This window comes from Ancylobacter sp. (genome assembly GCF_965249975.1).
In the GTDB taxonomy this organism is placed as follows: domain Bacteria; phylum Pseudomonadota; class Alphaproteobacteria; order Rhizobiales; family Xanthobacteraceae; genus Ancylobacter.
The window spans coordinates 148,647-160,469 of sequence record NZ_CBDFNE010000003.1; the positions used below are offsets into that span (position 1 = coordinate 148,647).

Below are 11,823 nucleotides of genomic sequence, written 5' to 3' on the forward strand. Positions count from 1 at the left end.
CGCAGGCAATCGGAGAAATCCCCACTCTTTGGCAGGGCTTGTCAGAAATGGCTGAAGCTGCCTTGGGCGAAGGAGACCAGTTGGCCTTCCCGATTGTGGACGGTGAGGCCCTGCCCTTCCCTTGTCTGCCCGATCACCGCGACTCCGATTCCCGCCGTGGTGGCCACTGTCTGGAACCGGCTCAGCGCCTCATGCGGCACGACGGCGAGAATTTCGTAGTCGTCGCCACCCGTCAGTGCGATCTCCAGCAGCGCCGGCTCCGCCTCCACCGCACGCCGCGCGGCGGGGCTGAGGGGCACGCGCGCCGTCTCGATCTCACCCCCCACGCCGGAGGCCTCCAGCATCTTGGCGAGGTCCCCGACCAGCCCGTCGGACACATCCATGGCCGCGCTGGCATGTTCGCGCAACGCGCGGCTGAGCGACAGGCGCGGACGCGGCAGCAAATAGCGCTCGCGCAGGAAGTCCGCTTCGGCTTCGGTCAGTGCCGCAAATCCGGGCCGTCCGGGCGCCAGCCGCAGGGCGAGGCCGAGCGCGGCGTCGCCAATGGTGCCGCTGACCACGATGGCCTGCCCTGGCCGGGCGCCGGTGCGGCGAACCATCGTGCCGCTCGGCACGGCGCCGATGGCGGTGATCGACACCGTGAACGGGCCCGGCGTGCGCACCGTGTCGCCGCCGAGCAGCGGCGCCTCGTAATGCGCGGCATCGGCGCCGATGCCAGCGGCGAAGGCGTCGAGCGCGGCGGCATCCATATCGGGCGGGATGGCGAAAGCCAGCATCACGCCCAACGGGCGGGCGCCCTTGGCGGCGAGGTCAGACAGGTTCACCCGCATCGCCTTGCGGGCAACGGCTTCCGGCGGATCATCGGCAAAGAAGTGGATGCCTGCAACCAGCGCGTCCTTGGTCAGCACCAATTCATGGCCGGGCGGCACCGCGAGGAGAGCGGCGTCGTCCTTGAGCCCCAGCGCGCCGGGATGGGTGGCGATGGGGGTGAACAGACGAGCGATCAGCGCCTCTTCGCCGGACGGCTTCGCCGCGCGTGATCCATCGCCCATCGCCTCACCCCTCTAGCCGGTGAAATCGGCCGGCCGCTTCTCCCGCGCGATGCCGTCGAGCACCGCGTTGACCATGCCGGTCTCCTCGCGGTCGAGGAAGGCGCCGGCAACATTCACATATTCGGCGATGACCACACGGGCAGGAACGTCCGGCCGCTCGGAAAGTTCATAGGTGCCGGCCCGCAGCGTGGCGCGGAGCACCGCCTCGATGCGCTTGAGCGGCCAGCCATGCACCAGAGCCGCGTCGAGCAGCGTGTCGACACTCCTCTGCTCGCGCACAACGCCGCTGACGATGTCGCGGAACAGGTTGAGGTCGGCGCTGGCGATTTCGTCGCCCTCGATCTCCTGTCCGATCCAATGGCTCTCGAACTGGGCGAGGATTTCCGACAGCGGGGTCGCTGCCAGGTCCATCTGGTAAAGCGCCTGCACGGCGTTGAGGCGGGCGGCGCTTTTGCGCACCGGCTTGTGCCCGGCGCCCTTGGTGCTCGGCTTGTCGTCGGTGGTCATGCGGCTCACCCGACCCGGCGTTTGAGTCGGAGCAGCGCCAGCGCCGCCTCGGCCGCGCCGCCACCCTTGTTGCCGTCGGAAACGCGAGCCCGAACCCAGGCCTGCTCGTCATTCTCGACAGTGAGAATGCCGTTACCGAGCGGCAGCTTGCGGGCAACGGCGAGGTCCATCAGCGCCCGCGAGGATTCACCGGCGACGATCTCGAAATGGTAGGTCTCACCGCGCACCACGCAGCCGAGGGCTACGACGGCGTCATAAGGCTTGCCGGAGGCCGCAGCCGCATCAAGCGCGATAGCGGCCGCGACCGGAATTTCCAGCGCGCCGGGCATGGAGATCACATCGGCATGCGCGCCGGCGGCCTTGATGGCGGCTTGCGCGCCGGCCAGAAGCTCGTCGGCGATATCGTCATAGAAGCGCGCTTCGACGATGAGAATGCGTTCACCGAACAGCGGAACGGTTTCGGCGGCATCGGATGCGCGCGGCGGGCGGGGGCTCGCCATGGTGTTACCTCATGAACTGACAGAGCCGACGACGTACAGGCGTCAACGGAACTCCGCAAGCCGCGCGGCGTAACGGGCCATCATGTCGACTTCGATATTGACACGGCTTCCCGCCTGCACCGCATCCCATGTGGTGTGCGCCAGCGTGTGCGGGATGAGCAGGCACGAGAAGCGGGTGCCATCCACCGTGTTCACCGTCAGCGAGGTGCCGTCGAGCGTCACCGAGCCCTTGATGGCGATGAAGGGCGCCAGAGCGACCGGGGCCTCGAAGGTGAAGCGCGTGGTCTCGCCGAGGTCCTCGCGCGCCACGACATCGGCCACCCCGTCGACATGGCCCTGCACGATATGGCCGCCCAACTCGTCGCCGATCTTGAGCGCCCGTTCGAGATTGAGCCGCGCGCTGACGCACCAGTCGCTTGCCGTGGTGACCGCGAGCGTCTCTGGCGCCGCCTCGACCTCGAACGCGTCGGGCTGCAGCGCCACGACAGTGAGGCAGACGCCGGAACAGGCGATGGAGGCGCCGAGGTCGATGCCGGACGTATCGTAGCGCGTGGCGATAGTCAGCCGGCGCACGTCGTTGCGCGGCTCGACCGCCCGCAGGGTTCCGATGTCGGTGACGATCCCGGTGAACATTCTAGCGACGCCTCATGATGCGCAGGCGGTCACCGCCCTGCTGTTCCTCATCCACCGTGCAGAGATAGTCATCGAGCGCGGAAAGCGGCAGTCCCTCCAGCGCGTCCAGCGCGTCCGGCCCCAGAAGCGTCGGCGCCTCGAACAGGTTCAACTCGTCGACCAGCCCGGCGGCAAGGAAGGAGGCGGCTATACGTGGGCCTGCCTCGACCATGATCCGCGTCAGGCCGCGCAGAGCCAGCAGCTTCACAACTTCATCGAGCGCCAATCCGCCCTCGGGTCGACGCCGCACCCGCATCACCTCGATGCCCATCGCGCCGAGCATCGCCTCGGGCGCGGCCGGAGCGTCCTCGGCGGCGACGATCCACAGCGGCGCGACGGCGAGGCTGCGGGCCAGCGCGCTGGTCGGGGAGAGGCGCAGGTCGGCGTCGAGCACGATGCGCAGCGGCGACCGGTGCGCCATGCCCGGCAGGCGACAGGTGAGTTTGGGATCGTCCGCCAGCACCGTGCCGATGCCGGTAAGCACCGCGTCATGGGTGGCGCGCAGCATGTGGACGCGGTCACGCACAACAGGGCCGGTGATCGCGACCGGCCGACGCCCGGCGAGACCCACCTTGCCATCGGCGGACACCGCCATTTTCAGCATGATGTGCGGGCGCCCTTCGGTGACGCGGCGGATATGACCGGCATGGTCGATCAGCGCCTGCGCCGCCCCGGTGCCGACATCGACCCTGATTCCCGCCTCGCGCAGGATGGAGAAGCCCCGGCCGGCGACGCGGAAATCGGGATCCTGCACCGCTGCGACCACGCGGGCGATACCCGCCGCCCGCACCGCATCGACGCAGGGCGGCGTGCCGCCATGATGTGAGCAGGGCTCCAGCGTGACATAGAGCGTCGCGCCGCGCGCGCCCTCCCCTGCCTGCGCCAGCGCCTGCGGCTCGGCATGGGGGCGTCCGCCGAGCGAAGTCCAGCCCCGGCCCAGCACAAGCGGGCCGCGCGTGCCCTCGCGCACGACGAGCGCACCGACGGCGGGATTGGGCCAGGTGTGCCCCCGCTCGCGCCGGCCGATGCTCAGCGCGGCCGCCATCAGGGAGTCGTCTGTGGCGGATGCAGTCATGGCGCAGCGCAGGGAACTCGAAGATCGGGCATTAGTCGTCGAGCCCGGGGTCGCGCGGGCGGCGGGCGGCCAGATCGTCGCTCGCCCCGCCTTCCACCAGACGCGGCTCCAGCTCGCCCAGCAGGGTCTCGAAATCCTTGGCCTCGCGGAAATTGCGGTAGACCGACGCGAAGCGGACATAGGCGACATCGTCGAGCTGCTTGAGGCTCTCCATCACCCGTTCGCCGATCATCTCCGAGGTGATCTCGCTCTCACCCATGCTTTCCAGCCGGCGGACCAGCCCGGAGACCAGACGCTCCACCCGCTCCGGCTCGACCGGGCGCTTTCTCAGCGCCACCTCGATGGAGCGGGCGAGCTTGTCGCGGTCGAACGGCACGCGGCGGCCGGAGCGCTTCAGCACGGTCAGCTCGCGCAGCTGCACCCGCTCGAAGGTGGTGAACCGGCCGCCGCAATCCGGGCAGATGCGGCGGCGGCGGATGGCGGCGCTGTCCTCGGTGGGACGGGAATCCTTGACCTGGGTGTCGAGGCTTCCGCAGTAAGGACAGCGCATCGTTGGGCCTCAGCTGTAGAGCGGATAGCGGGCGAGCAGATCGGCCACCTTGCCGCGCACCGCCGCCTCCACGAGGCTATCCTCGTCGACGCCCTTCTGCGAGAGCACGTCGAGCACTTCGGCGATCATGTCGCCGACCTGCTGGAATTCGGCCACGCCGAAGCCGCGCGATGTGCCGGCCGGAGTGCCGAGGCGCACGCCCGACGTCACCATCGGCTTTTCCGGGTCGAAGGGAATGCCGTTCTTGTTGCAGGTGATGTGGGCGCGGCCCAGGGCCGCTTCCGACACTTTGCCGGTAAGCTTCTTCGGGCGCAAATCGACCAGCACCAGATGCGTGTCGGTGCCGCCGGAGACGATTTCGAAGCCGTGACCCTTGAGGTTTTCGGCCAGCGCCTTGGCGTTCTCGACCACGTTCTTCGCGTAGAGCTTGAACTCGGGCTGCAGCGCCTCGCCGAAGGCAACCGCCTTCGCCGCGATCACGTGCATCAGCGGGCCGCCCTGGGTGCCGGGGAAGATGGCGGAATTGAACTTCTTTGCCAGGTCCTCGTCATTGGTCAGGATCATGCCGCCGCGCGGGCCGCGCAGGGTCTTGTGCGTGGTGGTGGTGGTCACATGGGCGTGCGGCACCGGGTTCGGATGCACGCCGCCCGCCACCAGGCCGGCGAAATGGGCCATGTCGACCATGAGATAGGCGCCGACCGAATCGGCAATGGCGCGCATCTTCGCGAAGTCGATATGGCGCGGATAGGCCGAGCCGCCGGCGATGATGACCTTCGGCTTGTGCTCGTCGGCGAGCTTGGCCACCTCTTCATAGTCGATGCGCTGGTCGTCCCGGCGCACATTATAGGGCACCGGCTTGAACCACTTGCCCGACAGGCTGACCGGGGCGCCGTGGGTCAGATGGCCACCGGCCGCGAGGTTGAGGCCCAGGAAGGTGTCGCCCGGCTGCATGAGGGCGAAGAACACGGCGGTGTTGGCCTGCGCGCCGGAATGGGGCTGCACATTGGCGAAGCCGGCGCCAAAGAGCTTCTTGGCGCGGTCGATGGCGAGCTGCTCGGCGACGTCGACATACTGGCAGCCGCCATAATAGCGGCGCCCCGGATAACCCTCGGCATATTTGTTGGTGAGTACCGAGCCCTGCGCCTCAAGCACGGCGCGCGAGACGATGTTCTCCGAGGCGATCAGCTCGATCTCGTCGCGCTGGCGACCGAGCTCGGCAGAGATGGCGCCGGCGAGCTCCGGATCGGTCTCGGCCAGCGGCGCCGAGAAGAAACGGTTGATGAAGTTGTGGCTAGAAGCATGAGCTTCGGACGACATAGACCGGCCTCCCTGGGCGGTGGCGATGCCTCCCGGCCGGCGGCGTGCCGACCGCGAAATCGAGGCGGGTCGCTTAGCACAGCACCCGGGGCTTTCAAAGCATGCCGGCCGCAGGGGTGCCTTGCATCGAGGCGGCAGCCGCAACGGAAGGGTGCGACACCGGCGCTCTGAGGTGATGACAGCGCGCGGGGGCGGCGCGTATCGTCGCGCCCTCACCTTCTCGCGAATCCGGGCCACGTCATGAAGATCATCCACTCGCCGCGCCATCTCGGCCATTCCGGCCATGTCGAACTGATGAACGGACAGGTCGTCCCGGCCTTCGAGAAGCCGGAACGGGTCGCGATGATCCTCAACGCCATCGGTGAGCGGCCGTTCGGCACGCTGATCGAGCCCGCCGCCCATGGCCTCGATCCGCTGCTGAAGGTCCATGATGCCGCCTATGTCCGCTTTCTCACCAATGCCTGGGCGATGTGGACGGCGGACGGGCGCGACTTCCCGGCCCTGCCGAGCTTCTGGCGGGCGCCCGGCATGCGCACGGACATCGAGCCGGAAACGATCGACGGCAAGCTCGGCCATTTCTCCTTCGATGCCGGCTGCTGCATGGTCGCGGGCACCTGGGATGCGGTGCAGGCCGCCGCCGACATCGCCCTGACCGGCGCCGACCTCGTCGCCGGTGGCGAGAGGGCGGCGTTCGCCCTGTGCCGCCCGCCCGGCCACCACGCCCATGCCGGCACGATGGGAGGCTATTGCTTCATCAACAATGCCGCCGTCGCGGCGCAGAGCTTCCGCGACCGTGGCGCGGCGCGGGTCGCCATCCTCGATGTCGACTACCATCACGGCAACGGCACGCAGGCGATCTTCTACGATCGTCCGGACGTGCTGGTCTGCAACATCCACGCCGATCCGCTGCAGGAATTCCCCTATTTCCTCGGCTTTGCCGACGAGACCGGCGCCGGTGCCGGCGAGGGCTTCAACGCCAACTTCCCCCTGCCCTGGGGCACGGACTATACCGGCTGGAGCGCGGCGCTGGAGGCGGCCTGCGCGCGGATCGAGGCCTTCGGCGCGGATGTGGTGGTCGTCTCGCTGGGCGTCGACACCTACAAGGAAGACCCGATCTCGCAGTTCCTGCTCGACAGCCCGGATTACCTGAAGATCGGCGCACGCATCGCCGCCCTCGGCCGGCCGACCCTGTTCGTGATGGAGGGCGGCTATGCGGTCGAGGCCATCGGCGTCAATGTCGCCAACACGCTGGAAGGCTTCCTTCAGCGTTAGCCGGTGACGGGCCGATCAGAGGCGATAGAGGATCTGGTCGGTCCAGAACCGCTCCAGCCGGTTGAGCGCCTTGTTCAGCTGCTGGAACTCCTGCGGGCCGATGCCGCCGATCTGCTCGATGGTGACGAGATGCTTGGCGTGGAGGCCTTCGACGATGTCGCGAACCTCCACCCCCTTCTCGGTGAGGCGGATGCGCACCGCGCGCCGGTCCACCCGCGAGCGGCGGTGGTCGAGAAAGCCGGTCTCCACCAGCTTCTTCAGATTGTAGGAGACATTGGCGCCGAGATAATAGCCGCGGGTGCGCAGCTCGGCGGCGGTCAGCTCGGAATCGCCGATGTTGAACAGCAGCAGCGCCTGCACGGCGTTGATGTCCTCGCGGCCGCGTCGGTCGAGTTCGTCCTTCACGACATCCAGCAGCCGGCGGTGGAGGCGTTCCACCAGCGTGACGGCTTCCCGGTAGAGCGGACGGATCGATTCCCGACGCTCCTCCCCGGCCTCGTTGATGCTGACGACATTGGCCGCCTGACCTGCGCGCATGTTTCGTACCCCGGTCTCAGATGTGGGGATTGGTTCCCTCTCGTGAGGCGGCAAGTCTCGCGGCGGCGGAGCTAAGATCGGTTTAAGCGAAAGGCTGAATCCTTCGTCACCGCAACAGGTTAACGAAAGATGAAGAGCGAGCGTCAGCGCTCACTCTCGCGCGCGGCCTTGTAGGTGAGGAAGGCGTAGCCGGCGACGAGGATCGTCTCCAGCGCGGCCACGATCATCAGCCGGCCGACGCCTTCGGGCGCGGAGGCGTTGATGAGAATCTGCACCATCGCCGTCACCAGCCAGAGCACCACCCCCCAGGAGGCGCCGAGCCAGAGGCCGACGGCAGCGACCGGGTTCATGATCGCCGCCCAGATCACCGCCGACTTGGCGGCGAGGGAAATCATCTCGAACCGGCTCATGTCGCCGTCCCAGACGCCACAGATCAGCGTCCAGCTGTAAACGGTCTTCACCATGAGGAAGCCGGCGAGGCAGCGCAGATAAAGGATCACACGCGATTGCCACAGCGGCATGCGGGCGCCGGCCGGGCCGAGCGTGGCGTCGATGGGGTCGTAGGGCGAACTCATTCCGCTTGCATACTCCAAATCGCGCTCAGGCAAGCAGCAATTCGTCGTCAAGCGGCGTATCGAACAGCGCGGCGATGGCGGCCGGGTCGACCTCCTCCAGCCGGGCCGGCTGCCAGTGCGGCTTCTGGTCCTTGTCCACCAGCAGCGCACGCACACCCTCAAAGAAGTCCGGCCGGTCGAGGAGCCGCGTTACCAACCGGAATTCGAGGCCGAGGCAGCCGGCGAGATCGAAGCCGAGCCCGCCCTGCATCTGCTGGAAGGCGATGTGCACGCTGGTCGGCGAGGCGCGGCGGATGGTTTCGAGTTGCAGCCGGGCGAAGTCCGCCGCCTCGCCATTGCCTTCGCCCACCTTCTCCAGAGCAACGACGATCGCCGCCACCGAACCGCCGGCGAAGATGCGATCTATATGCGGGTAAAGGCTGGCGAGGTCCGGCGCTGGCGGGCGCACGGCCTCGCGGGCGAGGACCGCCTCCATCACGTCTCCGGCCCCCAGCGCATCGATAAGCGCGGGCCAGCGGGCCGTGGGAATGTGATGGGTGTAAAGTCCCAGCGCCACCGCATCCGCCATGCCGATGCGCGCCCCGGTCATGGCGAGCCAGGTGCCGCTCCAGCCCGGCAGGCGCGGCAGCACGAAGGTGCCGCCGACATCGGGGAACAGGCCAATTGCAACTTCCGGCATGGCGAAGCCGAGCCGTTCGCCCGCCACGCGGTAGCGCCCATGGCCGGAAAGGCCGAATCCGCCACCGAAGCACAGCCCATCCACCAGCGAGGCGAAGGGCTTGGGATAGCGCGCGATGAGATAGTCGAGCGCGTATTCGTCGCGCCAGTATTGCCGCGCCTCTTCCTTGCGACCGGTGCGGCCGAGCTCGGCCATGGCGCGCACATCGCCACCGACGCAGAAGGCCCGCTCATGCGCCGAGCGCAGCACGACATGGGCGATCGTCGGGTCGTCGATCCAGCGGCGCAGCGTCGCGTCCATGGCGCGCACCATGGGATGGTCGAGCGCGTTCAGCGCCCGGGGACGGTCGAGCGTCACGAGGCCGAGGGCGCCGCGCTGCTCAAAGCTGATGCCGATATCCGTTGTCACGTCGATCCTGCCTCGCCGCTTTCCGTTCCCTGCCACTTAGGCTTTTCCGCGCCGTCCGCAAAGCCGCACGTCCCTCGCCGCCCCCGCCGCGTCAACATGCCCCGCGATGCGAGGGCGGGCTTATACGCAATCACACGGGTGAAGAGGTCGCGCGCGGCGTCGTATGGAGCTATAACCATTCGAAAGTGCCGCGCCGGAGGCGACGCGGCGGGATCCGGTTCACCGCCGAGCGTCTTCGCGAGCATGTCCATGACCATTCCCTTCGCCCGTCCGCGCCCCGTCCACCCCGAGCCCTCCGGCCGGCCGGATTCCTCGTCGAAGCTCGATCTGCTGCAGCGCCCCCGGCGCAACCGCAAATCCGAATGGGCGCGCCAGCTGCTGCGCGAAAACACGCTCACCGTCGCCGATCTCATCTGGCCGATCTTCGTCAAGGACGGGCATGGCGAGCGTACCGCCATCGGCTCCATGCCGGGCGTCGAGCGTCTCAGCGTCGATGAAGCGGTGCGCGAGGCGGAGCGGGCGGCGCGGCTTGGCATTCCGGCGCTGGCGCTGTTTCCCTATACCGACCCGGCGCTGCGCACGGCGGACGGGCGGGAGGCGCTCAACTCCGGCAATCTCGTCTGCCGCACCCTGCGGGCGATCAAGGATGCGGTGCCGGAAATCGGCCTCATCACCGATGTCGCGCTCGATCCCTACACCAGCCATGGTCATGACGGCCTGCTGGACACGCAGGGGCGTATCCTCAACGACGAGACCGTGGCCGTGCTGGTGGAGCAGGCGCTGGTGCAGGCGGAAGCCGGCGCCGATGTCATCGCCCCCTCGGACATGATGGACGGGCGCGTCGGCGCCATCCGCCGGGCGCTCGACGGCGAAGGCCATCACGACGCGCAGATCCTCGCCTACAGCGCCAAATACGCCTCCGCCTTCTACGGCCCGTTCCGCGACGCGGTCGGTTCCACCGGCTGCCTCAAGGGCGACAAGCGTACCTATCAGATGGACCCCGCCAACGGCATGGAGGCGCTGCGCGAGGCGGCACTCGACATCGAGGAGGGCGCGGACATGCTGATGGTCAAGCCCGGCCTGCCCTATCTCGACATCGTCTACCGGCTGAAGGAGACCTTCGGCCTGCCAACCTTCGCCTATCAGGTGTCGGGCGAGTACGCGATGATCGAGGCCGCGGCTCGCAATGGCTGGCTCGACGGCGAGAAGGCGATGATGGAAAGCCTGATGGCGTTCAAGCGCGCCGGCGCCGATGGCATCCTCACCTATTTCGCCCCGCGCGTGGCGGAAAAGCTCGCCCGCGAAGCCTGACGGCGGCGGGCGCCGCCACCATGACCGGCTACCCGCAGGGTTGCTTGCGGCTGTCACTGTTGATGTTCGGCCTCGCCCTGCTGCTTGCGGGCTGCGGTTCCGTGATCGACGCGGATCAGGCCCGGCTCTGCCGGGCGGCAGCCGTCGCGCTGCACGACGACGACACCGAGATCACCGAGACGCAGCTGGCGCCGCTGCGCAGCGATCCGGCGGCGCTGCGCTACAGCTACCGTACCCGCTCCGCCCTCGGCAGCGCCCCGCATGAACTTCTCTGCCACTTCGCCGCCCAAACCGGCGCCGGCCGCTTCGATCTCGTCGCGCTGGTCGCCGATGGCCGACCGTTGGGCGAGGTGAAGCTCTACATCCTCAAGCGCTGGTGGCTGGAGGACAATCGGGGCGAGGTCGGTGGACGGCCGCTTCTCCGCGTCGGCCCGGGGGGCGCGTACTGGCTGCAGCAGGCGCTGGGCGGCATCGTGATGATGGGCGTGTATGGGCTCATCGCGTCGGGCTTCGCGCTGGTGCATGGGTTGTTCGGGCGGATCAACCTGGCCTTTGGCGAGATCGCCGTGGCAGGCGGGGTCTATATGCTGGTCGCGTTCGGCCTTGCGGGCGCCCTCGGCCGGATCGATCCGGCAGGACTGACGGCGGCGCTGCTCACCGGGGTCGCCGGGGCGGCGCTGCTGAGCTGGGTGACCGGGCGCGTCGTGATCGTGCCGATCATCGCCCGCGCCCGGTCGCCGCAGCCGGTGCTGATCGCGACACTGGCCGTGGCCATCGTGCTGACCGAGCTGTTCCGCCTCACCTCCACCGCGCGCGAGAACTGGCTGCCGGCCCTGTTCAACCGGCCGATCTATCTGGCTGGCGAAGCCGGCTTCATCGCCACCGTGACGCCGGCGCAGCTGCTCGCCGCCGGGCTGACGCTCAGCGGCATTTCGCTGCTGCTCGGCCTCATCCGCTTCACCGCCTACGGCCGGGCGTGGCGCGCCCATGCCGACGATCCGCTGATGGCGGCAATGGTCGGCGTTCACGTTCCCCGTCTCGTGGCGGCGACTTTTGCGCTGGCGGGAGGCTGCGCCGGGCTTGCGGGAGTGGCCATGGTCGTGGCCTATGGAACGATTACACCCGGTGACGGGCTGTCAATGACGCTCAAAGCCTTGATTTCGGCAATTATTGGCGGCATTGGCTCCGTGCCGGGCGCGCTGCTGGGCGCCGTTCTCGTCGCCGGCGTCGAAATCGTGTGGTCGTCCGCCTTCGATATCGCGTATCGCGATGTGGTGATCTATTCCCTTCTGGTGGCCGTTCTCATTCTGCGGCCGGGAGGCCTTCTCCAGCGTGCGGCACCTTCGCCGCGAGAATTCTGAGTGGTTC

The 11,823-nt window shown here is 68.2% G+C and carries 13 protein-coding genes; 3 read left to right on the plus strand and 10 right to left on the minus strand.

From position 1 onward, the window contains the following. Nucleotides 1–41: 41 nt before the first annotated feature. The 7 genes from thiL to glyA are packed head-to-tail and all read right to left on the minus strand — an operon-like array spanning nt 42 to nt 5,673. On the minus strand, nt 42–1,052 hold the full coding sequence (gene thiL / locus ACP2AH_RS00810) for a thiamine-phosphate kinase (protein ID WP_425104094.1): 1,011 nt from the start codon (nt 1,050–1,052) through the stop codon (nt 42–44). A gap of 12 nt (nt 1,053–1,064) precedes the next feature. Next, on the minus strand, nt 1,065–1,559 hold the full coding sequence (gene nusB / locus ACP2AH_RS00815; protein WP_425104095.1) for a transcription antitermination factor NusB: 495 nt from the start codon (nt 1,557–1,559) through the stop codon (nt 1,065–1,067). A 5-nt stretch (nt 1,560–1,564) separates the two neighbouring features. Further along, on the minus strand, nt 1,565–2,059 hold the full coding sequence (gene ribH, locus ACP2AH_RS00820) for a 6,7-dimethyl-8-ribityllumazine synthase (protein WP_425104096.1): 495 nt from the start codon (nt 2,057–2,059) through the stop codon (nt 1,565–1,567). Between the two features lie 42 nt (nt 2,060–2,101). Continuing rightward, a complete protein-coding gene (locus tag ACP2AH_RS00825; RefSeq protein ID WP_425104097.1) occupies nt 2,102–2,692 on the minus strand; it encodes a riboflavin synthase in 591 nt (196 codons plus the stop codon). Between the two features lies 1 nt (nt 2,693). After that, nucleotides 2,694–3,806, minus strand: a complete 1,113-nt coding sequence (gene ribD, locus ACP2AH_RS00830) for a bifunctional diaminohydroxyphosphoribosylaminopyrimidine deaminase/5-amino-6-(5-phosphoribosylamino)uracil reductase RibD (protein ID WP_425104098.1) — start codon at nt 3,804–3,806, stop codon at nt 2,694–2,696. Between the two features lie 31 nt (nt 3,807–3,837). Beyond that, entirely contained in the window at nt 3,838–4,356 is a 519-nt protein-coding gene (nrdR, locus tag ACP2AH_RS00835) for a transcriptional regulator NrdR (RefSeq protein WP_307017463.1), read from the minus strand. A 9-nt stretch (nt 4,357–4,365) separates the two neighbouring features. Then, a complete protein-coding gene (gene glyA / locus ACP2AH_RS00840; RefSeq protein WP_425104099.1) occupies nt 4,366–5,673 on the minus strand; it encodes a serine hydroxymethyltransferase in 1,308 nt (435 codons plus the stop codon). 240 nt (nt 5,674–5,913) lie between these two features. Between glyA and ACP2AH_RS00845 the strand changes: the two genes are divergently transcribed. Continuing rightward, a complete protein-coding gene (locus ACP2AH_RS00845) occupies nt 5,914–6,945 on the plus strand; it encodes a histone deacetylase family protein (protein WP_425104100.1) in 1,032 nt (343 codons plus the stop codon). A 15-nt stretch (nt 6,946–6,960) separates the two neighbouring features. Here ACP2AH_RS00845 and ldtR read toward each other — a convergent pair whose 3' ends face one another. The 3 genes from ldtR to ACP2AH_RS00860 form a co-directional block, all read right to left on the minus strand. Further along, nucleotides 6,961–7,482 (minus strand): transcriptional regulator LdtR, encoded by a 522-nt coding sequence (gene ldtR / locus ACP2AH_RS00850; protein ID WP_244376700.1) that lies wholly within the window; start codon nt 7,480–7,482, stop codon nt 6,961–6,963. A gap of 143 nt (nt 7,483–7,625) precedes the next feature. Beyond that, nucleotides 7,626–8,057, minus strand: coding sequence for a DUF6163 family protein (locus ACP2AH_RS00855; protein WP_244376701.1), 432 nt, complete (start codon nt 8,055–8,057; stop codon nt 7,626–7,628). A 25-nt stretch (nt 8,058–8,082) separates the two neighbouring features. Then, on the minus strand, nt 8,083–9,144 hold the full coding sequence (locus tag ACP2AH_RS00860) for an enoyl-CoA hydratase/isomerase family protein (RefSeq protein ID WP_425104101.1): 1,062 nt from the start codon (nt 9,142–9,144) through the stop codon (nt 8,083–8,085). Between the two features lie 249 nt (nt 9,145–9,393). Between ACP2AH_RS00860 and hemB the strand changes: the two genes are divergently transcribed. Beyond that, nucleotides 9,394–10,455: a porphobilinogen synthase gene (hemB, locus tag ACP2AH_RS00865; RefSeq protein ID WP_244376704.1), complete on the plus strand. Its 1,062-nt coding sequence runs from the start codon at nt 9,394–9,396 to the stop codon at nt 10,453–10,455. 20 nt (nt 10,456–10,475) lie between these two features. Further along, nucleotides 10,476–11,816, plus strand: a complete 1,341-nt coding sequence (locus ACP2AH_RS00870) for a branched-chain amino acid ABC transporter permease (RefSeq protein WP_425104102.1) — start codon at nt 10,476–10,478, stop codon at nt 11,814–11,816. Nucleotides 11,817–11,823: the final 7 nt, after the last annotated feature.

What these genes read in the sequence shown, in the direction of transcription:
- hemB (WP_244376704.1), top strand. Translation starts at nt 9,394, where the DNA reads ATGACCATTCCCTTCGCCCGTCCGCGCCCCGTCCACCCCGAGCCCTCC.
- nusB (WP_425104095.1), bottom strand. Translation starts at nt 1,559, where the DNA reads ATGACCACCGACGACAAGCCGAGCACCAAGGGCGCCGGGCACAAGCCG.
- ACP2AH_RS00870 (WP_425104102.1), top strand. Translation starts at nt 10,476, where the DNA reads ATGACCGGCTACCCGCAGGGTTGCTTGCGGCTGTCACTGTTGATGTTC.
- glyA (WP_425104099.1), bottom strand. Translation starts at nt 5,673, where the DNA reads ATGTCGTCCGAAGCTCATGCTTCTAGCCACAACTTCATCAACCGTTTC.
- ACP2AH_RS00825 (WP_425104097.1), bottom strand. Translation starts at nt 2,692, where the DNA reads ATGTTCACCGGGATCGTCACCGACATCGGAACCCTGCGGGCGGTCGAG.
- nrdR (WP_307017463.1), bottom strand. Translation starts at nt 4,356, where the DNA reads ATGCGCTGTCCTTACTGCGGAAGCCTCGACACCCAGGTCAAGGATTCC.
- ribH (WP_425104096.1), bottom strand. Translation starts at nt 2,059, where the DNA reads ATGGCGAGCCCCCGCCCGCCGCGCGCATCCGATGCCGCCGAAACCGTT.
- ACP2AH_RS00845 (WP_425104100.1), top strand. Translation starts at nt 5,914, where the DNA reads ATGAAGATCATCCACTCGCCGCGCCATCTCGGCCATTCCGGCCATGTC.
- ribD (WP_425104098.1), bottom strand. Translation starts at nt 3,806, where the DNA reads ATGACTGCATCCGCCACAGACGACTCCCTGATGGCGGCCGCGCTGAGC.
- ldtR (WP_244376700.1), bottom strand. Translation starts at nt 7,482, where the DNA reads ATGCGCGCAGGTCAGGCGGCCAATGTCGTCAGCATCAACGAGGCCGGG.
- thiL (WP_425104094.1), bottom strand. Translation starts at nt 1,052, where the DNA reads ATGGGCGATGGATCACGCGCGGCGAAGCCGTCCGGCGAAGAGGCGCTG.
- ACP2AH_RS00855 (WP_244376701.1), bottom strand. Translation starts at nt 8,057, where the DNA reads ATGAGTTCGCCCTACGACCCCATCGACGCCACGCTCGGCCCGGCCGGC.